Annotated in this window: 18 protein-coding genes and 1 tRNA gene; 9 read left to right on the top strand and 10 right to left on the bottom strand. The window is 70.4% G+C overall.

Annotation, left to right across the window (positions count from 1 at the left end; all coding sequences use genetic code 11):
• Positions 1-64: 64 nt before the first annotated feature.
• From KSO97_RS13975 to KSO97_RS13960, 4 genes are read right to left on the bottom strand one after another with little or no spacing between them, the layout of a single operon-like run.
• A complete protein-coding gene (locus tag KSO97_RS13975) occupies positions 65-559 on the bottom strand; it encodes a carbonic anhydrase (RefSeq protein WP_232679907.1) in 495 nt (164 codons plus the stop codon).
• A gap of 27 nt (positions 560-586) precedes the next feature.
• Positions 587-2326: an MFS transporter gene (locus KSO97_RS13970; protein ID WP_232679905.1), complete on the bottom strand. Its 1740-nt coding sequence runs from the start codon at positions 2324-2326 to the stop codon at positions 587-589.
• Positions 2327-2369: 43 nt separating this feature from the next.
• The gene (locus tag KSO97_RS13965) at positions 2370-3119 is read right to left on the bottom strand and encodes an LppX_LprAFG lipoprotein (protein WP_232679903.1); all 750 of its coding nucleotides are present in this window, start codon (positions 3117-3119) and stop codon (positions 2370-2372) included.
• A gap of 5 nt (positions 3120-3124) precedes the next feature.
• Entirely contained in the window at positions 3125-5638 is a 2514-nt protein-coding gene (locus KSO97_RS13960; protein ID WP_232679960.1) for a DNA topoisomerase (ATP-hydrolyzing) subunit A, read from the bottom strand.
• An 85-nt stretch (positions 5639-5723) separates the two neighbouring features.
• Between KSO97_RS13960 and KSO97_RS13955 the strand changes: the two genes are divergently transcribed.
• From KSO97_RS13955 to KSO97_RS13930, 6 genes are all read left to right on the top strand, one after another.
• Positions 5724-8450, top strand: coding sequence for a bifunctional GNAT family N-acetyltransferase/acetate--CoA ligase family protein (locus KSO97_RS13955; RefSeq protein ID WP_232679901.1), 2727 nt, complete (start codon positions 5724-5726; stop codon positions 8448-8450).
• A gap of 26 nt (positions 8451-8476) precedes the next feature.
• Complete coding sequence (locus KSO97_RS13950; protein ID WP_232679899.1) at positions 8477-9052, top strand: DUF5998 family protein; 576 nt, start codon at positions 8477-8479, stop codon at positions 9050-9052.
• A 22-nt stretch (positions 9053-9074) separates the two neighbouring features.
• Entirely contained in the window at positions 9075-10217 is a 1143-nt protein-coding gene (locus KSO97_RS13945; protein ID WP_232679896.1) for an alkaline phosphatase family protein, read from the top strand.
• 116 nt (positions 10218-10333) lie between these two features.
• Entirely contained in the window at positions 10334-11275 is a 942-nt protein-coding gene (locus tag KSO97_RS18380) for a CAP domain-containing protein (protein ID WP_232679893.1), read from the top strand.
• Between the two features lie 78 nt (positions 11276-11353).
• Positions 11354-11899 carry a SigE family RNA polymerase sigma factor gene (locus KSO97_RS13935; RefSeq protein WP_232679892.1) on the top strand — a complete coding sequence of 182 codons (546 nt, stop codon included), beginning with the start codon at positions 11354-11356 and terminating at the stop codon, positions 11897-11899.
• On the top strand, positions 11896-12990 hold the full coding sequence (locus tag KSO97_RS13930) for a hypothetical protein (protein WP_232679890.1): 1095 nt from the start codon (positions 11896-11898) through the stop codon (positions 12988-12990). Before KSO97_RS13935 ends, KSO97_RS13930 begins: the two co-directional genes overlap by 4 nt.
• A gap of 28 nt (positions 12991-13018) precedes the next feature.
• Here KSO97_RS13930 and KSO97_RS13925 read toward each other — a convergent pair whose 3' ends face one another.
• The 5 genes from KSO97_RS13925 to KSO97_RS13905 form a co-directional block, all read right to left on the bottom strand.
• The gene (locus tag KSO97_RS13925) at positions 13019-14227 is read right to left on the bottom strand and encodes an SGNH/GDSL hydrolase family protein (RefSeq protein WP_232679888.1); all 1209 of its coding nucleotides are present in this window, start codon (positions 14225-14227) and stop codon (positions 13019-13021) included.
• An 81-nt stretch (positions 14228-14308) separates the two neighbouring features.
• Positions 14309-14968 carry a thymidine kinase gene (locus tag KSO97_RS13920; protein WP_232679886.1) on the bottom strand — a complete coding sequence of 220 codons (660 nt, stop codon included), beginning with the start codon at positions 14966-14968 and terminating at the stop codon, positions 14309-14311.
• A 67-nt stretch (positions 14969-15035) separates the two neighbouring features.
• Positions 15036-15716, bottom strand: coding sequence for a hypothetical protein (locus tag KSO97_RS13915; protein ID WP_232679884.1), 681 nt, complete (start codon positions 15714-15716; stop codon positions 15036-15038).
• Positions 15716-15892 carry a DUF6104 family protein gene (locus KSO97_RS13910; protein WP_232679882.1) on the bottom strand — a complete coding sequence of 59 codons (177 nt, stop codon included), beginning with the start codon at positions 15890-15892 and terminating at the stop codon, positions 15716-15718. Before KSO97_RS13910 ends, KSO97_RS13915 begins: the two co-directional genes overlap by 1 nt.
• A 102-nt stretch (positions 15893-15994) precedes the next feature.
• Complete coding sequence (locus KSO97_RS13905; protein ID WP_308188311.1) at positions 15995-19759, bottom strand: multifunctional oxoglutarate decarboxylase/oxoglutarate dehydrogenase thiamine pyrophosphate-binding subunit/dihydrolipoyllysine-residue succinyltransferase subunit; 3765 nt, start codon at positions 19757-19759, stop codon at positions 15995-15997.
• Between the two features lie 187 nt (positions 19760-19946).
• Here KSO97_RS13905 and KSO97_RS13900 point away from each other — a divergent pair, with 187 nt between their 5' ends.
• Positions 19947-20576, top strand: coding sequence for a hypothetical protein (locus tag KSO97_RS13900; protein ID WP_232679880.1), 630 nt, complete (start codon positions 19947-19949; stop codon positions 20574-20576).
• The gene (locus KSO97_RS13895; protein WP_232679878.1) at positions 20573-21502 is read left to right on the top strand and encodes an LCP family protein; all 930 of its coding nucleotides are present in this window, start codon (positions 20573-20575) and stop codon (positions 21500-21502) included. Before KSO97_RS13900 ends, KSO97_RS13895 begins: the two co-directional genes overlap by 4 nt.
• Positions 21503-21578: 76 nt before the next feature.
• Here the strand turns inward: KSO97_RS13895 and KSO97_RS13890 are convergent.
• Positions 21579-21651, bottom strand: a tRNA-Arg gene (locus KSO97_RS13890).
• An 88-nt stretch (positions 21652-21739) separates the two neighbouring features.
• Between KSO97_RS13890 and argS the strand changes: the two genes are divergently transcribed.
• Positions 21740-23404 (top strand): arginine--tRNA ligase, encoded by a 1665-nt coding sequence (gene argS / locus KSO97_RS13885; protein ID WP_232679877.1) that lies wholly within the window; start codon positions 21740-21742, stop codon positions 23402-23404.
• Positions 23405-23498 lie beyond the last annotated feature (94 nt).

The raw sequence follows: 23498 nt of genomic DNA, 5'->3' as shown, positions 1-23498 counted from the left end.
GGACTCGAACATGGTCGGCCTCCTGGCGCGCACGGCGAGCGCGTGATGAGAGGTGAGGGCGGACTCAGACGATGCGGTTCAGCAGACCCGTGTCGACGTCGTAGAGGAACCCGCCGACGTGCACCGTGGAGGGCACCAGCGGGTGGCTGGTCACCTTCTGGATGTCGTGCTTGAGCGTGCGCTCCTGATCGGTCACCACGCTGATCGGCTGCCACGAGGCGTCGACACCGGCCGAGGCCTCGACCCGCGCGCGCAGCTCGTCCTCGGTGTTGGACGCCACGGCACAGCGGGTGTGCGGCACCACCAGGATGCGCTGCACGTTGAGCAGGTGGACGCCGAGCACCAGCGCCTCGAGGGCCTGGGGGGTCACCCGGCCGCCGGGGTTGCGGAAGATCTTCGCGTCGCCCGGCTTGAGGCCGATCATCCGCAGCGGATCGATACGGGAGTCCATGCAGGTCACGATCGCCACCCCGGCGCGGGCGATACCGTCGAACCCGGCATAGGCGAAGTCCTTCGCGAACTCGGCGTTCGCGGCGATCAAGTCATCGAATTCGGCCACAGCCCCACAACCTAGCGAGGTCGGGACTCACCCTGCAGGAGGTGTCCACCTGGTGCCCCGCGTGGGAGCTCCCCGGAAGAGCACCAGGGCGAGCGCCGCGGCCAGCGCGGCCACCGCGGCGGCGCCCTGGAAGACGGCCTGTTCCTGCAACATGCCGAGGTCGCGCAGGCCGAGAGAGGGGTCGGCGTCACGCTCGGCGTACAGGCGGCTGAGGCCCCACGTCGTCAGCACCGAGATGCCCACGAGCATTCCGACCATCCGCGCGACGACGACGAGGGCGCTCGCGAGGCCGTGTGAGTCGTCGCGCGTGCTGGCGAGCACGGCGGCGTTCACGGGTGCGAGGGCCAGGCCGAAGCCGAGGCCACCCAGGGCCAGCGGAACCCATCCGTGCAGGGCTGAGTCGAGGCTGCCGCGGTCCCAGGTGGACATCCAGGCGAACGAGGCCGCGGCTGCCGCCATCCCGATCGCGGTCACCACGCCGGCGTCGAGACGGCGCACCAGGTAGCCCCCGATGACCGCGCCGATGGGCAGTGCGACCAGGAAGCGCAGCAGCACGAGGGCGGCGTCCAACTGGTCGTAAGACTCCTCGGCCGTGCGCGCGAACAGCGGGATGTCGACGAGCGCGGCGATCAGGGCCCAGCCGACGAGCAGGCTGACGACGAGTCCGCCCCAGGCCGCCCTGGCCGCGAGCACGCCTCGGGGAAGGATGGGGTCGGGAGCCTGCCGCACGTGGAAGACCAGCGAGACCGCGGCCACCGCCGAGCCCGTGAGGAACCACGGCCCCTGCGGCGAGAACACCGACACCTCGGGGTCGGCGGTCGCGAACGCCAGGACGATGCCGGCCAACGCGATGCAGAGCAGCGCCGAGCCACGACCGTCGGCCTCGTCGAGCGTGCGCCCCCATGCGCGGACGTCGAGCAGCGGGCGCTGCGCCATGACGCAGCGCACCCAGAACAGCACGAACGCCACGATCGCGATCAGGCCCACCGGTTGCAGCCAACGACCGCCGCCGTCGGTCACCGGCACGTAGAGCTCGCCCCAGGTGAGGTCGGTGTAGAGGGCCGTCGGCGGGTTGACGGTGAGGCCGGCGGCCACGACGGCGATCAGGAGCAACGCGGCTCCGAGGATGTCGGGAACCCCCCGCGGCACGCGCTCCGGCTGCCGCCGATCACCAGGCGACTCGGCGGAGGTCGCGGCCTCGCGCGGGAAGAGCCGGATCGCGACGTAGAGCAGGAGGCCGACTGCCGCGTTGATCGCGAAGATGCCCCGCCAGGTCGTCACGGTGAGCACCGCAGCGCCGAACAGCGGTCCGATCACCGCGCCGAACTCCTGCACCGCGGAGACCAGCCCGAGCGGTAGCCCGCGGCGCTCGACCGGGTACAGCGCCGCGACCAGCGACATCGTGGCGGGCACGAGTCCACCGCCGCCGACGCCCTGGAGGAACCGGCCGACCACCATCGACGTCAGGTCGTAGGCCGCCGCGGTCACGACCGAGCCGATCACGAAGGCGATCAAGGAGGCGGTCAGCACGGGCACGGGGCCGCGCAGGTCGCTGACGCGACCGATGAGAGGCAGCATCGCCACATAGCCCAGGAGGAAGCCCGACACGATCGGAGCGGCTCGTTGGAGCTCCTGCACGCCGATGCCGGTCGAGGCCATCATGTCGGGCAGGGCGAGCACCACCACGTAGGTGTCGACGGCTGCGAAGGCCACCGCGAGCGCGGCGAGGGTCAGCAACCCCCGCGTGCGACGGTCCACCTGGGTCACGCGAGCACCCACCGACCCCGCCGGTCGATGCGCACCGGCTGCCTCACGGGGCGCTGATCTCCTGGCTCACGTCGTACTCCTCGACGTCGATCGTGTAGGTGATGTCGTCGTCGCCGAAGAACTCACCCGTGAGCTTCGCCGTCCGGAGGTAGCCCTCGTCGTCGATGGAGAACACCGCGTCGAAGGAGTCGCCGGGCGCGCACGGCAGGATGTTCGTGATCGCCTCGCCCGGCACCGTGGCGGAGTAGTCGGTGAGGATCTCGTCGTTGTTCGCGCCTCCCCGGCGGCTCTCGCCCTTCTCCAGGTCGGTGGCCGCGCCCAGGACGCCGGACACGCCGGTCTCGGGGTCGAGCAGTGTCGCAGGGTCGGGTGCGCAGAAGTCCTCCGGGTTCTGCTTGCTCCAGCCGGTGACCGGGATGTCCACGTAGAGGTCGCCGTCGACCGAGACGATCTTGATGCCACTGGCGTCGAAGCCCATGAAGCGAGCGTCGACCGAACCCTCGAACGCCGGGGCGTCGGTGATCACGCCGGTGGCGGACTTGAGGAAGTCGCCGTCGGCCGTGCCGTCGGTGGCCAGGGTCAGCCGGACCCCGGAGGTCTCGTCGAGGTGCGTCTTCGCCTCGCCGAGGACGTCGTTCGCCGGCGCGCCGCCGCCGTCCGCACCGTCGTCGTCGCTGCAGGCCGACAGGGTGGCCGCGAGGGCCAGTCCGGTCGCCGCGACGGCGAGGGCTCGCGCACCGCGCGAGGCGCGGGTGCGGCGGATGGGACGGAGGGCCGCGGGAAGGCTCGTCATGGCCATCACCCTGTCACACCGGCCTCGGGCGTCTCGGGCGCCGAGGCTCCGGCGCCGAGTCGGACGGCGAGCGGGCCTGCGCAGGCCGTGATCGGCTGACTCACCGGAGTCCCCGACCCGTCGCGACGGCCCTCGGCGGGCGGCAGGTCGACGGGAGCCCCGCTCGCGGCGCTCGCTCGCGGGGGTGCGGCGCCGGCCCACGCGAAGACGAGGGCATCCTCCCCCTTGAGGAAGCGGTGGCAGCGCACGCCACCTGTCGCGCGGCCCTTGGAGGGGTACTCCTCGAACGGGGTCACCTTGACGCTGCCGGGCTCGGTGCCGGGCAACGCGGTGGAGGTACCGGACGAGGTGACGACCGCAGAGGTGGCCGGGTCGCCGTCCACGGCACCGAACCACACGACCCGCTGGCCGGCCGCCAGCTTGATGCCGGCCATTCCGCCGCCGGCGCGGCCCTGCGGCCTCACCAGGTCGGCGCCGAAGTGCAGGAGCTGCGCGTCGCTGGTGATGAAGCACAGGCTCTCGGTGCCGGTGACGAGCTCGACGGCGCCGACGACCTCGTCGCCGTCCTTGAGGCCGATCACCTCCCACTCGTCCTTGCCGAGCACCTCGGGGTTGACCCGCTTCACCACGCCGTCGCGGGTACCCAGGGCCAGCCCGGGGCCGTCGGTCGCGATCCGACACAGGCCGAGCGCACGTTCGCCCGCGTCGAGCGCGAGCACCTCGGTCAGCGGCAGACCGCCCTGCAGGTGGGGGTCGTTGGCAGACGGCGGGATGGCCGGGAGATCCAGCACCGCGAGCCGCCGCAGACGCCCGTGGCTGGTCAGCACCCCGATCTCGCCGCGCGCGGTCGTGCGCACCGCGGAGCTGACGACGTCGTGGTTGGCGCGGCCCCCACCGGTGCCCACCGGGTCGGCACTCGTCGTCCGGGCGAGCAGGCCCGTGGAGCTGAGCAGGGCGAAGCATGGGTCGTCGGGCACCTCCAGCGGCGCCGCGGCTGCCGTGACCGTCGTACCAGCCGACTCCAGCAGCACGGTACGACGCGGTGTCCCGAAGGTCTTGGCGACGTCGGCGAGTTCGTCGGAGACGACCTTGCGGAGCAGCTTCTCGTCGCTCAGGATCGCGTCGAGCTCCTCGATGGTGCGTCGCAGCTCGCTCTGCTCGCGTTCGAGCTCGATGCGGGAGAAGCGGGTGAGCCGACGCAGTTGCATGTCGAGGATGTAGCTGGCCTGCGGCTCGGTGAGGTCGAAGACCGACATCAACCGCTCGCGGGCCTCCTCGGAGTTCTCGCTTCCGCGGATCAGCTGGATCACCTCGTCGATGTCCAGCATCGCGATCAGCAGGCCCTCGACCAGATGGAGACGATCGGCGGCCTTGCCGCGGCGGAAGGCCGAGCGTCGGCGTACGACCTCGTAGCGGTGTCCGAGGAAGACCTCGAGCATCTCCTTCAGACCGAGGGTGCGGGGCTGCCCGTCGACGAGGGCGACGTTGTTGATGCCGAAGGAGTCCTCCATCGGAGTCAGCTTGTAGAGCTGCTCCAGCAGTGCCTCGGGCACGAAGCCGTTCTTCACCTCGATGACCAGCCGCAGGCCGTGGTCGCGGTCGGTGAGGTCCTTCATGTCCGCGATGCCCTGCAGCTTCTTGCCCTGCACGAGCGTCTTGATCCGTTCCATCACCTTCTCGGTGCCCACGCCGTACGGCAGCTCGGTGACGACGATGCCGCGACGACGTCCCATCGTCTCCACCCGCGCGGTGGCGCGCATCCGGAACGTCCCGCGGCCGGTCTCGTAGGCCTCGCGAACGCCGTCGAGGCCGACGATCTTGCCGCCGGTGGGCAGGTCGGGGCCTGGGATGAAACGCATCAGGTCGTCGAGATCGGCCTTCGGGTGGGTGATCAGGTGCCGCAGCGCCTGAACGACCTCGACCAGGTTGTGCGGGGCGCAGTTGGTCGCCATGCCGACGGCGATGCCCGTCGTCCCGTTGACGACGAGATGCGGGATCGCCGCAGGCAGGACACTCGGCTCGAGCTCGCGGCTGTCGTAGTTGGGCCGGAAGTCGACGGTCTCCTCGTCGATGTCGGCGGTCATCGCGACCGCGGACGCCGCCATCCGGCACTCGGTGTAGCGCATCGCGGCGGGGGAGTCGTCGGGCGACCCGAAGTTGCCGTGGCCGTCGATGGTCGGCAGTCGCATCGACCACGACTGCGCCTGACGGACCAGAGCGTCGTAGATCGCGCCGTCCCCGTGTGGGTGCAGACGACCCATCACCTCGCCGACCACACGGGCGCTCTTGACGTGACCACGATCGGGACGCAGCCCCATGTCGTTCATCGTGTAGAGGATCCGTCGCTGCACCGGCTTGAGGCCGTCCCGCGCGTCCGGGAGGGCGCGGGAGTAGATCACCGAGTAGGCGTACTCCAGGAAGGAGTTGCGCATCTCCTCGCGGACGTCGATGTCGAGGATGTGCTCCTCGAAGTCGTCGGGGAGCTCTTGCTGCTTGGTCCGTCGCGCCACGTGCTCCATTCTCTCCACGAGCCGGGGTCCTCGGCGGCCAGGCGCGCCGTGTCGGGCCTCCCGAGGGCCGGTCCCCAGCCGATACGCTGATCGGGTGACGCAGCGGGACGACGACGGATCGGGCAGGGAGGCTGCGACCGGCGTGCTGCCGCCACGCCACTGGGAGGCCGACGTCCTGCTGCGGGACGGCAGGGCGGCGCACATCCGTCCGATCCGCGCGGACGACGCCGACCTGCTCGTCGAGTTCTACGCGCGGGTCTCCGACCGCTCGAAGTACTACCGGTTCTTCAGCCCGATGCCCCAGCTCTCCGAGCGCGACATCAAGCGGTTCACCCAGGTCGACCACGACCAGCGCGTCGCGCTGGTCCTGCTCCTGCAGGGCAAGATGATCGCCGTCGGGCGTTACGACGTCGTCGGCGACGCCGAGGCCGAGGTCGCGTTCCTCGTCGAGGACGCCCAGCAGGGCCGAGGCATCGGTCAGCTGCTGCTCGAGCACCTGGCGCAGGCGGCGCGCGAACGCGGCATCGAGCGGTTCACCGCCGAGGTCCTGCCCGACAACAACAAGATGATCCACACCTTCCGCGACGCCGGCTACCGCGTCGCGAGCGGGTACGAGGACGGCGTCCTCACCCTGGAGTTCTCCATCGACCCGACCGACACCTCGATCGGGGTGATGCGGGGCCGCGAGCACCGCGCGGAGGCGGCGTCGATCGAGCGCTTCTTCAACCCGCGCTCGGTGGCCGTGATCGGCGCCAGCCGCCGGCAGGACACCATCGGCCAGGTGCTGGTGCGCAACCTGGTCAACGCCGACTTCACCGGCCGTGTCTACGCCGTGAACCCGAGCGCCGCCGCGGTCTCGGGGCTGCCGGCGTTCCGCACCATCAACGACATCCCCGACGAGGTCGACGTCGCGATCGTCGCCGTCCCGGCCGAGTCGGTCAACGACGTCGTGCTGGACTGTGCGGCCAAGGGCGTGCACGGCATGATCGTGATCTCCTCCGGCTTCGCCGAGACCGGCGAGGAGGGACGTCAGCGTCAGCGGCACCTGGTCGGCCTCTCCCGCTCGTACGGCTTGCGCCTGATCGGCCCGAACTGCCTCGGGGTCATCAACACCGACCCCCGGGTCCAGGTCAACGCCTCGCTCTCGCAGGTGATGCCGCCACGGGGCCGTGCCGGGTTCTTCTGCCAGTCCGGTGCGCTCGGCTCGGCGATCTTGGAGAAGGTCCAGAACCGAGGCCTGGGGCTGACGACGTTCGTCAGCGCCGGCAACCGCGCCGACGTCTCGGGCAACGACCTCCTGCAGTACTGGGAGGAGGACGACGCCACCGAGGTCGTGCTGCTCTACCTGGAGTCGATCGGGAACCCGCGCAAGTTCTCCCGGATCGCTCGTCGTGTCTCGCTGCGCAAGCCGATCATCGCCGTCCGCTCGGGGCGTACCACCCAGGGCGTGCCGATGGGTCACGCCGTCCGTCGGATCTCCGCACCCCCGGAGGCCCTCGACGCGATGTTCCGCCAGGCGGGCATCATCCAGGTCGACACGCTCGAGGAGATGTTCGACGTCGCGCAGCTGCTGGCCCACCAGCCGCTGCCGAAGGGCCGCCGGGTCGCGATCGTCGGCAACTCCGACGCGCTCGGTCTGCTCGCCGCCGATGCGGCCGCCGCCGTCGGTCTCGTCGTCAGCCGCGCCACGACACTGCACGCCGAGCCGAGCGCGGAGGACTTCGAGGACGCCCTCGACGAGGCGATCGACGACGACGAGGTGGACGCCGTCATCTCGGTCTACATCCCGCCGCTCAACATCTCCGGCGAGGACGTCGCCAACGTGCTCGCCGCCGTCGGAGAGCAGTCCGACAAGCCGCTGGTCACCTCGTTCCTCGGCGCCGAGGGCCTGCCCGAGCTCCTGCGCGTGCCCGACGTCGCTGGTTCCGCGGCGGGTCGCGGCTCGGTGCCCAGCTACCCGGCCGTGGAGTCCGCCGTGCGGGCGTTGGCGAAGGTGGTGGGCTACGCGCTGTGGCTGCGCACGCCCGACTCGCCCGTGCCCGACGTCGCGGAGGCCGACGTCGCCACGGCACGGCGCATCGTTAACGAGGTGCTCTCGATCCACCCCACCGGCACCGACCTGACGCGGGGTCAGACGCAGGAGCTGCTCGCCGCCTACGGCATCGAGCTGTGGGACGCCGTCGCCGTCGGTTCCCTCAAGCAGGCGCAGGCCGCCGGCAAGGCGCTGAAGTGGGACGTCGTCCTGAAGGCCACCGCCGAGGGCATGCGAGAGCGACCGGACCTGGCCCATGTCTGGCGCAACATCGACTCGGCGGCCGAGATGAAGAGTGCGTGGGACTCGCTCTCGGCTCTGGTGCGCGACCCGGCCGCCGCGCAGTTCGTCGTGCAGAAGTGCGCACCGCCGGGGGTGCCGATCGCGGTGCGCAGCATGGAGGACCCTCTCTTCGGACCTGTCGTCTCGTTCGGCCTCGGCGGCCCGATCATCGATCTCATCAACGACCGCGCCTACCGGATCCCGCCGCTGGGCGGACGCGACGTCGCCGACCTCGTGCGGGAGGTCAAGAGCTCGCCGCTGCTGTTCGGATATCGGGGTGCCGAGCCGGTCGACGTCGCCGCCGTGGAGTCGTTGATCGGGCGGATCGCCCAGCTGCAGAACGACCTGCCCCAGGTCAGTCAGCTGGAGCTCCCCCTCGTGCTCGCCGGTGTGGACGGCGTGAGCGTGTTGACCGCGACAGCGCGCGTGGCGCCGGTGAGCGATTCGCGCTCCGACCTCTACGCCCGGCGCCTCAACCCGCATCCTGGGGACACCGTGCCGCACTGAGTGCCCGGTGCGGCAGACTCGGCGCCATGCGCTCCTCTACCTCCGGACCGACCGGCGACCTGCGCCGGGCGATCGACCGCACGGGCTACTACCCCGAGGTGGTCGCCGACGCCGTGGACGGCGCGGTCGCGGGGGAGAACGTCGTCTCGTTCTTCGTGCACCACGAGCCGACCTTCGAGCGTGACGAGGTCCGGCGCCATCTCAGCGTGCTGGTGCTGACGCCGTCGCGGCTGATCCTGGCCCACACCGACGAGCACGACGGCGACGACCTCCTGCCCGAGCCCTACACCAGCACCTCGACCGAGGCGATCAGCCTGACGTCGGTGAAGTCGGTCGTCGTCACGCGGATGACCGCCAACCCGACGGCGGGCCCGCGCCCGCCCGCAGAAGCCGTGATGACCATCGGCTGGGGCGGGGTGAGCCGGGTCGACCTGGAACCGGCCGCGTGCAGCGACCCCCAGTGCGAGGCCGACCACGGCTATACCGGGGTGCTGGCTTCCGACGACTTCTCCCTGCGGGTCTCCGCGGCCGCCGACGGCACCGAGGCGGTCGGCGGACTCCTCGCGTTCGCGGCCTCCCTCTCGGCCGCCACCCAGCACTGAGTCGAGGCTGGCGATGGGCCGGATGGATCCCGTGGGTGCGCAGTTCGTCGAACCCGCGTACGGCTCGCGGTCGCTGGCCGACGTCGTGCCGGCGGTGTCGAACGCGCTCGGTCTGACGCTGACCGGGCGCACGCCGACGACGCTGGTACTGCCCGAAGCGCACGCCTACGTCGTCTTCCTCGTCGACGGGCTCGGAGCGCGGCTGCTGCGACGCCACGCGCACGCCGCCCCGTACCTCTCGAGCCTCCTCGCCGAGGCGGGTGAGTCCGGCTCGGGGACGGCGGGGGTGCCGTCGACGACCGCGACCAGCCTGTCCTCCTTCGGCACCGGGCTCACGCCCGGTGTGCACGGCCTCGTCGGCTTCACCGCGCGGGTGCCCGGCACCGACCAGCTGCTCAACCACCTCTTCTGGGACGCCGACGTCGACCCGCTCGACTGGCAGCCGCACCCGACGGCGCTGGCCGACCTCGGCGCGGCCGGCGCGACGGTGACCGTGGTGAACAAGCGCGAGTTCGAGGGCTCCGGCCTGACTCTGGCCTCCAGCAGGGGTGCCGACTTCGTCGGGGCCGACAAGGTCGGCGAGCGGATCGCCGCGGCCGTGTCCTCCTCGGCCGCCCGCCCGTCGCTGACCTACCTCTACGACAGCGATCTCGACTGGACCGGGCATCGCTGGGGCGTCTCCTCCAGCCAGTGGCTCCAGCAGCTTGCGATGGTCGACGCGGAGGCCGAGCAGCTGCGCGAGGCGCTGCCGCCGTCGTGCCGTCTGGTCGTCGTAGCCGATCACGGCATGGTCGACTGCCCGCCGGAGAACCGCACCGACGTCGACCAGCATGCCGAGCTGCTCGACGGCGTCGCCCTGCTCGGCGGGGAGGCGCGTTTCCGTCACCTCTACTGCCGCTCCGGTGCCGTCGACGACGTCCTGGCGACATGGCGCGAGCAGCTCGGCGACGTCGCCGAGGTGCTCTCGCGCAGCGAGGCGATCGCTCGCGGGTGGTTCGGCCCCGTCGACGCCGCTGTTCTGCCGCGCCTGGGCGACGTCCTGGTCGCGTGCCGAGGGGATCACGGCATCTTCTCCAGCGAGCGCTTCGGCTACGAGCAGTCCCTCGTGGGGTTGCACGGCTCGCTCACGGCCGACGAGATGACCATCCCGCTCCTGGTGGACTAGAGCGGAACCTCCGAACTGCCCGGTGGGAGTATCCCGGCATGACACCACGCTCACGTGTTCGGTTCACCGACGATGCCCCCACCTGTCGATCTCGTCGTGCGGGACGAACCGCGCTCGTGGCCACCGCCATGACGATGCTCGCGCCGCTGCTCGTCATCTCAGCCGTGCTCGGTACGACTGCCGGTTCACCGATGGCTGCAGTCGGTGCCGAGCGAGCCCCACAGCAGTCGGGGACCAAGGGTTGGGCTGAGTGGATCGGCGGGTGGGATCTGGAGCCGGTCTCGTTGGAACCGCGGGATCGCTACGTCTTCGCGCTCCAGGTCACGAAGGGCCCGCGCGCGGGGCGCGAGTTCGTGCTCGAGTGGAAGGCGAGCGAGTCGTCTCCATGGAAGCGTTCGGTGAGGAGGACGGCTGGCGCTAGGGGTCGCGCCACGTTCGAGTACGTCGCGCCGAGCCGCTCGCTCTCGGTTCTCATCCGGATGCGCCTGGTCGGCAAGGGGAAGTCCTCTCCCGACGTCGTCACTCCGGCTCGTGCCCTCGTTGTCCGCACGAGCACCCCGACCCCGACCCCCACCCCCACATCCACCCCCACACCCACCCCGACGCCGACTCCCACGCCCACCCCGACGCCGGTCCCACCGAGCTTCGCCGACCGAGTCGTCGCCTTGACGAACAAGGCTCGGGCGAGCGCTCAATCGTGCAAGCGGACGTCGATGCCTGCGGTTCCTGGCCTAACGCGTGACGAGCGCCTCGATGCCGCCGCACAGAAGTTCGCTGAGAGGATGGCCAAGGAAGGCTTCTTCAGCCACACCTCCCCTGACGGGGGCACCTTGGGTATGCGCGTGACCGCTGAGGACTATGTCTGGGGCTCTGTGCGGGAGAACATCGCCGCCGGTCAGAAGACGCCCTCGGAGGTCGTCACGGAGTGGCTCGCGAGCGCAGGGCACTGCAAGAACATCATGTCCGCCGACGTCACCCAGGTCGGTGTCGGCCACGTCCAGGCGCCCGGGACCCCCTATGTCCACTACTGGGTGCAGGTCTTCGCCGCTCCCCGCTGAGATGCGCTGAAGGGCGACGAACCTTCTCGGGCTCTTACCACGTCGTAGGCCGTGAGATCCCCGAGGAGAGGAGCCCCGTTGCCCGGGTCACCCAGCGATCACCTGCGGCGTCGGCGCAGTCGCGACTACGCCGACTTCGCCGACTTCGTCGCGGCACGTCAGCACGCGCTCCACCGCGCCGCCTACCTGATGGTCGGCGACGTCGGCCTGGCCGAGGACCTGGTGCAGGAAGCCTTGACCAAGACCTACCAGGCCTGGCCGCGACTGCGGAGCAAGGGAAACCCCGAGACCTATGTCCGGACCGCGATCACGACGACCGCAATCACGTGGTTCCGTCGCAGGTCCTGGACCGGCGAGCGGGTGAGCGCCGAGCTGCCCGAGAGATCGTCGGTCGGTCACGCCGAGGGGGTGACGGACGGTGCCTGGCTGTGGGACTGCCTGCAGCGACTGCCCGTGCGTCAGCGCGTCGCCGTCGTGCTCCGCTACTACGAGGACCTCACCGAGGCCCAGACCGCCGAGGTCATGGGCTGCGCGGTCGGCACCGTGAAGAGCCAGGTGTCGGCCGCTCTGACCAAGCTCCGACTCGATCCGAGCGTCCTCCAGAACCAGGCGGTGACCCGATGAACGACCACTCCACCCTTTCCCAGCAGATGCGGGAGCGCACCGAGAGCCTCACCTTCTCCCCGGTCGACCTCGACGCCATCGTCTCCGCCGGAGACCGCCGGCGCCGACGGCGGGTCGGGGCGATCGTCGGCGGAGTCGCCGCGCTCGCCGTCGTCGGAGCGGTCTCCGTGGTCGTCACCGAGGCGAGCGGCCCGACCGACGTCGGTGCGGCCGCCCAGGAGCCGGCTCCGGCGCCGCCGGCCGAGCGGAGCTGGGCGCACGGAGAGACCCTCGAGACGCCGACGGGGCGCATCCTGTTCGAGCGCCCCATCCATGCCTACGTCGCGACGGACCGCGGATACGTGGTCGTGGACGTCGACGGGGCGGTGTGGTCGGTCCTCGACGGCCGCGCCGAGGAGGTGGGCTCCTCGGTGCTCGATCCCGGCACACGGGCCCTGGTCACCGACGGTGAGTGGACCGCCTGGACCGATCGCTCAGGCGATGCGCTGGTCTATCGCGTGCTCGACCAGGACACCGCCGCGGTCGAGAGCCTCGCGGGCGTCGTGGATGCGCGGTTCGACCTGCGCGAGTCCAGCTTCATGGCCTCGTTGGACGACGGCGTCCTCTATACCGTCGACGGCCGCGGCATCGCCGCCACCGACGTGCGTCGGGGAACGGCGGATATCGTGATGGAGGACGTCAGCGAGTCCTTCGACCTGGTCGACGCCCGCGCGGGCCTCTTCGCCGTCTACGACGAGGGTCTGCGGATCGGCTCGAGCCCCACCCAGACCCGCGAGCTTCCGGGTGTCTTCGGCTCGAACGGGCTGATCTCGCCCGATGCTCGCTTCTACGCCCCGGACGAGGACACCCTGACCGTGCGTACCGTGACCGGCGACGACGTCACGCCGCAGCTTCCCACCGGCTTCGGTGCGTTCTCCACCACGGTCTCGTGGTGGGACGCCGACACCATCGGAGTCCTGGCGTCGACCGACGGCGCATCGTTCTCGTTGCTCTCCTGCGAGGTGCCCTCGGGCGGGTGCACGGTGGACGTCGAGGATCTCGGTGGCGAGGGGGAGTTCCAGCTCCCGGTCGGTCAGCACCTCGGCGGCTGAGACGTGTGCGGCCGCGGCCGCGGGGCGGCTACTGCAACCGCATCCGCGGCTCGCCGCCCGTCAGGCCCGTCCCTGCGATCGAGCAGGTGCCGGAGCGAGGCGCGCCGCCGTTGTAGGCCATCCGGACGCACGAGCGCGTGGCGAGCTGCGCCCAGTAGTTCGGGTGCAGGGACTCCTGAATGTAGTACGGGCTGTTGGAGCAGCACGTGGAGACCGTGCGGATCTGGTTGATCCACTCGGTCTGATCGACCGCGCCCGGCGACGTCCAGTTCGCGATGCCACGCTCCTCGTAGAGCCCGACGGTGTTCTCGCAGAGACGCCGTCCGTTGAAGGCGGCGGCGAGATCGAGCACCTTGATGTTGGCCAGGCCCGAAGCGGTCGCCGCCGCGCGCACGGTGTTGTTGATCGTGGGGAGCGCGGTGTCGTTGGCCCAGTTGGCGTCGGCGTCCCAGAAGCCGCACCCACCGGTCGACTGGCGGGGGTAGCCGCTCTGGGCGTACCGGAAGCCGCTCGCGCGAGGGATCGGCGACGGGTAGGTCTGCACCAGCAGCGTCCAGGACGAGTCGGTGTAGCCGGCGTTGCGCATGGCCGTGCGCACGTTCTGGAGCGCCGCCGCGATCCGCGTCCGGACGGCGCTCACGTTGGCGGCGGTGAAGTTCGCGGTGACCGAGCTGTCGTCGTAGCAGTAGTCCTTCCACCAGCTCGGGGAGTAGAGGAAGTTCACCACGCAGGACTGCACGATCGAGGCGAAGTTGAAGTCGTTGCCGCCGATCGAGACGACGACCATCGTCACGTTGCGCGTGGCGGCCGCCTGCTGGAGCGCGCGCGCCTGCCCGACCCGGCCTGCGCCGTCGTCGTAGAAGTCCAGGCCCGGCTTGAAGTTGTCACCCGTCGTCGTCGCGGTGGTCGCCCCCGAGCAGGCCAGGTTGAGGCTCTGGACGCCGCCACCGATGTGCGCCTGTGCCGACCGGCTGCGGTGGCAGCGCGTGATCGCCTCGCCGTTCCCGCTCGCGTTGTCGAAGTAGGCGGTGGCGCCGAGAGCGTCCGCGCGAGCGCTGGAGGCGTTGCTGCTGCCGGCCCACCGTCCGGCCTCGCCGCTGATGTAGGAGTCGCCGAGGGTGACCACCCAGGGTGCGCCCACGCCCGGACCGTCGGCCGCGGCCGGCGGAACCGGTGTCAGACCGAGCAGGAGGACGCCGAGCCCGGTGAGGGCGGCGAGGAGCACACGACGAGACACGGGGGACCTCCGAGGACGACGACGATGTCGGCGCTGACAGTAGTGACGTAGATCACTCGTCGTCCAGGGTCGCCCGCGGCGTCAGCCGAAGGGCAGCGGCTCGGACGTCAGACTCACCGCGCGTGCTCGGTCCGCCGTCAACCGGCGGCGATGGTGCTGGCGGCACAGCACCTCGTAGGCGACATCGGCAGGTGGCCCGCTCATGCCGGCGTCCTCGACGTCGCCGACGACGATCACGTCGCCCTCGGTGACCATGATCCCGTCCTCCGTGCGGGCGTTGTGGGTCGCGCGCTTCCCACACCAGCACAGCGTCTCGACCTGGAGAGTGTGGACGCGGTCGGCGATCTCGACCAGTCGCTGACTCCCGACGAACAGGGAGGTGCGGAAGTCGGTGAGGATGCCGAAGCAGAACACGTCGAGCTGCAGCTCGTCGACGATCTTGGCCAGCTGGTCGACCTGTTCGCGGGTATAGAACTGGGCCTCGTCGCAGATCAGGTAGTCGATCCGCGCGCCGTGGGTCAGGGCGCCGACCACGTAGTGCCAGAAGTCGAACTCCGCGTCGACCTCGACCGCGTCGCGGGTCAGACCGAGCCTGCTCGAGATCACCGAGTCGCCGGCGCGGTCGTGCGCGGTGAAGATCCGTCCCACCCGTCCGCGGGCGGCGTGGTTGTGATCGGTCTGCAGTGCCAGGGTGCTCTTGCCCGAGTCCATGGTGCCCGTGAAGAAGTGCAGTTCCGCCACGAGGGGAGATCCTCCCACGGCCGGCGACCCGACCTTCCACGTTGACCCGTCTTGATCGAAAGACGGGTCAACGCTCGCTGAAGAGCTCCGGGTCGGCGAAGAGGGTCGGGGAGGAGTCGATCTCGGCGGCGAGCGCCTCGTCGAAGTCCGCGACGACGTCGTCGGGGTCGGGCTGGCGTGGGCCGAGGGTGGAGATCGCCTTGTCGATCGCCCCGGAGACGTCGATGAGCCGGGCCGCGGCGACGTAGGGCTTGTCGAGCTCCCGCGCGACGTACTTCGCGACGAAGCGACGCAGCTCGCCCTCGACGTTGGCGGCGTGCTGGGTCAACGAGGCGCGCAGGCCCTGGGCCCGCAGGTCGATCCGCACCTGAGACGCCGTGGGTGCGACGACGTCCAACACGATGGCGAGGTCGGAGCGGGATCGTGCGGTGATCGCGAGCGGCACCACGATCTCGGCGGTGAACCGGTGCTTGTCCAGGCCGAGGTCGATCACGAACTCCAGCGAGACCGGCAGCGTGATCTCGAACGAGACCGGCGCGTCGCCGACCTTGCGGCCCTGCGCCTGACCGATGGAACCGGTGGCGCGGACCTTGACGATCTTCCGTGGACCCACCCCCATCGGCCCGACGTCGATCGGCTGGCCGGCGAGGACGTTGATGCCGGCCAGGACCCGTTCGGTGGTCACCGCGGTGGTGAAGAACCGCTCACCCCACGTGGCGTAGGGGATCTCGTCGGGGGAGTCGCTCATCAGTCCTCCGGGTCGTCGAGCCGCGCGAGCCAGGTGGCGAAGCGCTCCACCGCGGTCTCGAACTCGGGGTGGGAGTCGGTGAAGGCCTGGAGCTGCTCGGCGACCCAGGCCAGGGTGACCTCCTCATCACCTCGGCGCTTGTCCAGCTCCTCGATTCCGCGGTCGGTGTAGTACATGCCCGCAGTGTGGCAGCGCGGTGTCCGGACGCCATGGTCCCCCGCCGGGACGACACCGTTGCGGTGTGCTCGACGGGGGACGGGCTGTCGACGCGGGACCGGTCAGGCGAAGGCCTGGTCCAGCAGCGCTTTCTGCTCGGCGGTGTGGCGCTTGATCGTGCCGACCGACGGCGAGGACGACGCGTCGCGGCTGACGCGGACGACCTCGGCGTCGACCTCGGGCCACACGTTGAGTGCGAGGTCGGGCCAGGGACCGTTGTTCGCGGGCTCGTCCTGCACCCAGCGCACCTCCTTCAGGTGCGGGTACCGGGCGATCTCGGCCTTGATCTCCTCGATCGGGCGCGGGTAGAGCTGCTCGAGACGGCCGATGGCGAACCGCTCGCCGTTCTCGCGCTTGGCGCGCTCGACCATGAGGTCCCACGTGACCCGCCCCGAGCACAGCAGCAGGGTGTCGACCTTGTCCTGGTCGGCCTTCGCGTCGGCGATGAACGGACGGAAGGAGCCCTCGGTGAAGTCCGACGGCATCGAGGCCGCCTCCTTGCGCTTGAGCATCGACTTCGGCGTGAAGATCACCAGTGGACGGTGCTCCTCGCCGAGCGAATGACGGCGCAGCAGGTGGAAGTGCGAGGCGGGCGTGGAGGGCTGCGCGACCACGAACGCCTCGTCGGCCGCCATCTGGAGGAACCGCTCGATGCGCGCGGAGGAGTGGTCGGGGCCCTGGCCCTCGTAGCCGTGCGGGAGGAGCAGCACAACGCCGGACTGCTGGCGCCACTTGGTCTCGCTGGAGGTGATGAACTCGTCGATGACGGTCTGCGCGCCGTTGACGAAGTCGCCGAACTGGGCCTCCCAGAGCACCAGGGCGTCCGGTCGAGCCACGGAGTAGCCGTACTCGAAGCCGAGAGCCGCGTACTCGGAGAGCAGCGAGTCGTAGACGTGGAACTTGGCCTGGTCCTCGGTGAGCGAGGAGAGCGGCGTCCACTCGTCGGCGTTGCGACGGTCGATGATCGTCGCGAACCGCTGCACGAACGTGCCACGACGGGAGTCCTGCCCGGCCAGGCGCACCGGCCGACCGTCCATCAGCAGCGAGCCGAACGCGAGGATCTCGCCGGTTCCCCAGTCGATCGGGCCCTCGGTGATGGCCGTCGCGCGGCGCTGGAGCTGCGGCATCACCTTGGGGTGCACGGTGAAGTCGGCGGGCGGGGTCACGTAGGCGTCCGAGATGCGCTTGAGCACCTCCAGGGTGACCGCCGTGCTGGTCTCGCCCACGGTCTTGTCCGGGTAGTCCGGCACCGTCGTCCACTCCGGCGGCTGGGACGTGGCGTCCTTGACGTCGGTGAAGACCCGCTCCAGCTGCTGCTGGTAGTCGGCGAGGACCTGCTCGGCCTCCTCGATCGTGATGTCGCCGCGACCGATGAGCGACTCGGTGTAGAGCTTGCGCACCGACCGCTTCTGCTCGATGAGGTCGTACATCAGCGGCTGGGTGTAGCTGGGGTCGTCGCCCTCGTTGTGTCCGCGTCGGCGGTAGCAGACCAGGTCGATCACGACGTCCTTGTGGAAGGCCTGGCGGTACTCGAAGGCCAACCGAGCCACGCGGATGCAGGCCTCGGGGTCGTCGCCGTTGACGTGGAAGATCGGCGCCTGCACCATCCGCGCGACGTCGGTGCAGTACAGCGAGGAGCGTGAGGAGCCCGGCGACGTGGTGAACCCGACCTGGTTGTTGACCACGACGTGGATCGTGCCGCCGGTGCGGTACCCGCGCAGCTGGCTGAGGTTGAGGGTCTCCGCGACGACTCCCTGGCCCGCGAAGGCCGCGTCACCGTGGACGAGCAGCGGGAGCACCGGGAAGTCGTCGCCGCGGTCGAGCACGTCCTGCTTGGCGCGGGCGATGCCCTCGAGCACCGGGTCGACGGCCTCGAGATGGGAGGGGTTGGCCGCGACCGAGACCTTGATCGTGTCGCCCGAGCCGGCCACGAACTCGCCCTCGGCGCCGAGGTGGTACTTCACGTCACCCGAGCCCTGCACCGTGCGCGGGTCGATGTTGCCCTCGAACTCCCGGAAGATCTGGGAGTACTTCTTGCCCACGATGTTGGCCAGCACATTGAGGCGGCCGCGGTGAGCCATGCCGATGGTGACCTCGTCGAGGTCGGCCTCGGCGGCGGCCTCGCAGATCTCGTCGATCACCGGGATCGTGGTCTCGCCGCCCTCGAGGCTGAAGCGCTTCTGGCCGACGAACTTGGTCTGCAGGAACGTCTCGAACGCCTCGGCCTGGTTGAGCTTGAGCAGGATGCGCAGTTGCTCCTCGCGCGGAGGCTTGGTGTGCGGGCGCTCCACGCGCTCCTGGATCCAGCGCCGCTGCTCGGGGTCCATGATGTGCATGTACTCGATGCCGGTCGTGCGGCAGTAGGAGTCGCGCAGGATCCCGAGGATGTGACGCAGCTTCATGAACCGTCGGCCCTCGCCGCCGAAGGAGCCGGTCGGGAACTCGCGGTCGAGGTCCCACAGCGTCAGGCCGTGCTGCTCGATCTGCAGGTCGGGGTGGCTGCGTTGGCGATATTCCAGCGGGTCGGTGTCGGCCATCATGTGACCGCGCACGCGGTAGGCGTGGATCAGCTCGAGGATGCGCGCCTGCTTGTCGATCTCGTCGTCGTGCGACGTCGCGATGTCGCTGTTCCACCGGATCGGCTCGTAGGGGATGCGCAGCGAGCGGAAGATGTCGTCGTAGAAGCCGTCCTGGCCCAGGAGCAGCTGGTGGATGCGCTTGAGGAACTCGCCCGATTGTGCGCCCTGGATCACGCGGTGGTCGTAGGTGGAGGTCAGCGTCATGACCTTGCTGATGCCGTTGCGCGAGATCGCCTCGTCCGAGGCGCCCTGCCACTCGGCGGGGTACTCCATCGCCCCGACGCCGATGATCGCGCCCTGACCCCGCATCAGTCGAGGAACAGAGTGCACCGTGCCGATACCACCTGGGTTGGTCAGGCTGATCGAGGTGCCCTGGAAATCGCCCACGGTGAGCTTGTTGTCGCGGGCCTTGCGCACGACCTCCTCGTAGGCGGTCCAGAAGCCGGCGAAGTCCATGCCCTCGGCGGCCTTGATCGACGGCACCAGCAGCTGCCGGGTGCCGTCGGACTTCGGGACGTCGATCGCCAGGCCCAGGTTGATGTGGGCCGGGGTGATCAGGTTCGGCTTGCCGTCGACGACGTCGAACCCGACGTTCATCTCCGGCATCGACTTCAGCGCCCGCACCATCGCGTAGCCGATCAGGTGGGTGAAGGAGACCTTGCCGCCCCGCGCGCGGGCGAGGTGGCTGTTGATGACGATCCGGTTGTCCCACAGCAACTTCACCGGAACCGCTCGCACCGACGTCGCCGTCGGGACGGTGAGGGAGCTGTCCATGTTCTGCACGGTCCGGGCGGGTGCGCCGCGCAGCACGGTGTACGTCGGCTCGTCGCTCGCCTGGGAGGGCTCGGCCGGCGCGGACTCCTTGGGCGTCGGCGTGCTCGTCGCCTTCGCCGGCTCGGCGGCCTTGGTGACCGGCCGCGGTTCGGCCTTGGGCTGCACCGAGCTCGTGGCTGCGCCGGACGTGCCGTTCGACCCGGAGGCCGATACCGGGGTGGGCTTCGCAGAAGGTGCGGCGGGCTGCTCGGCGGGCCGGGAGCTGCGCTCGGGCGCGGAGCCGTTGGTCGAGCCGTTCGCCCCGCCACCGAAGTACGCGGCCCACGCCGGGTCGACGCTCTGGGGATCGGCGTCGAACTGCTCGCGCATCTCTTCCACGAGCCACTCGTTGGCACCGAAGTCCGCGGCGGGAACCGGGCCCGCCGCGCCTGAGGTGGAGGTGGAGCTGCTGGACTGGCCAGGGGACTGCGGCACGGCTGGGTTCGCCTCTTCCGGATGCGCGATCGGTGGGTGGTTCGTCAGGGTGGTGGAGCCGGCGTGGACGCCGCACCCAGGCTAGACCAACCGCCTGAGCAAATGCGTGGATCCCGGGCCGGTTTCAGGCACGCTGTCATGAGGACCACATCGAGGTCGTGGTCCGGGTCGTCGACATTCGGGAGTCATGGTGAGTTCGCGGTACCCGTCCCTGCCCGGTCCGGGCCGGTGGTGGCCTTCCTCGCTCGCCCTCCGGGTGGTGCTCCTCACCGTCGTCGTGTCGGCTCTGAGCTCCTGCTCGGGCGACGGGGAGCCGGGCGCTCCGAGCCCGCTCTCGGGAGGCACGGCGACCGCGGAGCCGGACGTCGCGCTGGTGGTCACCACCGGCACGGTGACCGGCCGGCTCGCTCCTGCGACCCGCGCGACCGCCACCGAACGCGTCGGCGCGGTCGTCGACGCGTGGTTCGAGGCCGCCTACCTGGGCGAGTTCCCGCGACGCATCGGCGGCCGCTCCTTCCCGGGCTTCGACGCGCGGACGACGACACGCGCCGTGGACGACGCCGCCCTGACCAGCAACGGCACCCTGGCGGACCGGCTCGAGCACGTTCGGGCGGTCAACCGTCGCGTGATCGTCGACGTGCTGGCCGTCGACGGTCGAGCGGTCGCAGCGACCGCGCGGATCGCGCTCGGCATGCGACTGACCGGCGTCGGTTCCGGGGGAGAGCGACAGGACCGCCTCACCGGGCGCCTCCTGCTGACCTCCGACAGCGGTGCGTGGCGCGTGTTCGGCTACGACCTGGCGCGGGGCACGGTATGAGCGCGCAGGCACGGTCGGGCGGGCGGGGTCTGGTCGGTGGCCTGCGCCGGGCGGGCCTGGCCGCGGTGCTGATGCTCGTCGCCCTCGCGCTGCCCGACGCCGGCCCGTCGTCCACCCAGGCGGTGCTGGTGCGGACCGAGACGGCCGCGGCGGTGCCGCTGGACCGCGACATCGTATGGATCCTCGCGGTCGGCTCCGACGCCCGCCCGGGTGAGGACATGACACGCGTACGCGGCGATGCGCTCCAGCTGATCGGGTTGCACACCCGTACCGGGGCCGCGACGGCCATCGGCATCCCGCGCGACTCCTACGTCACCATCCCCGGTGTCGGCTCGGATCGGATCAACGCCGCCATGGTCTACGGGGGCCCGGACCTGCTCGGACGCGCGGTGGGAGACCTGATCGGGATCGAGCCGCAGTACGTCTTCGTCACACGCTTCCCCTTCTTCGAGCAGATGATCAGCGACATCGGCGGCATCACCGTGCGCAACCCGCGAGCCTTCTCCGACTCGAACCTGAAGGAGCGCGGCTTCGAGGCCGGACGACTGCGGCTCGGCGGGTACGACGCGATGGCCTTCGCGCGGATCCGGAAGTCGCTGCCCGGCGGAGACTTCGACCGCTCGGCCAACCAGCAGATCGTGCTGCGCGGCATCCAGGCCGAGATCGCGGCCAAGGCGGACACGCCCGGGTTCATCGAGAAGGGCGTGCTCAGCGTGCTGCGGCACCTGCACACCGACCTCGGCCCGTCCGAGCTGTTCCGGATCGCCCAGGCGATCGCCCAGGTGGACCCCCGCAAGATCACCGGCTGCGTGCTGCGGGGCGGCTTCGCCACGATCAACGGGGCCAGCGTGGTCACGCCCTACCGCGACGACGCGCGCCGCTACGGCGACGACGCGCGACGCGATGCCGTCATCTCGAGGTGCTGAGACTCGACGGCATCGCGAACGATGGCGGGCCCACGATCACGTAGGCCCGCAGCGGCGATGTCCGCGACATCGAGGGCGCCCCCGGCAGGATTCGAACCTGCGACTCCTGGTACCGGAAACCAGTGCTCTATCCCCTGAGCTACGGAGGCACGCGCTGGTGGCGAGACCAGCGCACCGGGGACACTACCGGCCGATATCGGTGCGGGGGAAACCGGTGCCCGCCGATACGCTGAGCCGGTGACTCCGGCCCAGCTCTCCAGCACGATCATCGACGCGCTCGCGTCCCTGGTCGCCGACGGCGACCTCGTCGTCCCCGACGGACTTCCGTCCGAGGTCACCGTCGAGCGCCCCCGCCAGAAGGGCCACGGCGACTACGCGACCAACGTCGCGCTGCAGCTGGCGAAGAAGGCGGGCACCCATCCGCGCGCACTCGGCGAGCTGGTCGCGGCCAAGCTGACGGCGTCGGCCGGCATCGCCGCCGTCGAGCTGGCCGGCCCGGGCTTCCTCAACATCACCGTCGAGGCGGCGGCACAGGGTCAGGTCGCGGCCGATGTGGTGGCCGCGGGTGAGTCCTACGGGGAGTCGAGCGCCTTCGCCGGCGAGCGGATCAACCTCGAGTTCGTCTCGGCCAACCCGACCGGCCCGTTGCACCTGGGAGGCGTTCGCTGGGCCGCCGTCGGCGACGCGCTCGGCCGGATCTTCACCGCCACGGGTGCCGACGTCACCCGCGAGTACTACTTCAACGACCACGGCGCCCAGATCGACCGCTTCAGCCGTTCGCTGCTCGCCTCGGCGCGGGGTCTGCCCGTGCCGGAAGACGGCTACGGCGGTCAGTACATCCACGACATCGCCGCCGCCGTCGTCGCCGCTCGGCCCGAGGCCGCCTCGCTGCCGGACGACGAGGCCAACGAGGCCTTCCGCCACGCCGGCGTAGAGATGATGTTCGCCGAGATCAAGAAGTCGCTGCACGACTTCGGGGTCGACTTCGACGTCTACTTCCACGAGGACGAGCTGCACAAGAGCGGCGCCGTCGACGCGGCCGTGGCCAGGCTCACCGAGCTCGGGAACACCTACGAGCAGGACGGCGCACTCTGGTTGCGCACCGAGAAGTACGGCGACGACAAGGACCGCGTCGTCATCAAGTCCGACGGCCAGGGCGCCTACATCTCGGGCGATCTGGCCTACTACCTCGACAAGCGCGAGCGCGGCTTCGACCGCTGCTTCATCATGCTCGGCGCAGACCACCACGGGTATGTCGGCCGGATGATGGCGATGTGCGCCGCCTTCGGCGACGAGCCGCACGTCAACCTCGAGATCCTGATCGGGCAGATGGTCAACCTGCTCAAGGACGGCGAGCCGGTGCGGATGTCCAAGCGCGCGGGCACGGTCGTCACGATCGACGACCTGGTCGGCGCGATCGGCGTCGACGCCAGCCGTTACGCGCTGGCTCGCTACAGCAGCGACTCCAACATCGACATCGACCTGGACCTCTGGGCCAAGGTCGGCAACGACAACCCCGTGTTCTACGTCCAGTACGCCCATGCCCGCACCAGCGCGCTGTTGCGCAACGCCGCCGACCTGGGCATCGCCGTCGGTCGCGACGGATTCGACCCGTCGCTGTTGAGCCACGAGAAGGAGGGCGACCTTCTGCGGGCGCTCGCCGAGCTGCCGCGGGTCGTGGCCAGTGCCGCCGAGCTGCGAGAGCCGCATCGCGTCGCCCGCTACCTGGAGGAGACCGCTGGCGTCTACCACCGCTTCTACGACAACTGCCGGGTCCTCCCGATGGGCGACGAAGAGGTCTCCGACCTGCACCGCAGCCGCCTGATGCTGGTCGCCGCGACCCGTCAGGTGCTCGCCAACGGTCTGGGTCTTCTCGGCGTGAGCGCTCCGGAGCGCATGTGATGACTCTCGGTGCGTCGGTCACGGCTCCGTTCCCCGGTCGTGCGGCTACTCGATCTCCTCGCGTGATCCGCACCCTCGCACGCTCGGGAGCGGC

The organism is Nocardioides sp. R-C-SC26, from assembly GCF_021246465.1.
GTDB lineage: Bacteria > Actinomycetota > Actinomycetes > Propionibacteriales > Nocardioidaceae > Nocardioides.
This window is presented reverse-complemented; position numbering and strand designations above follow the sequence as displayed.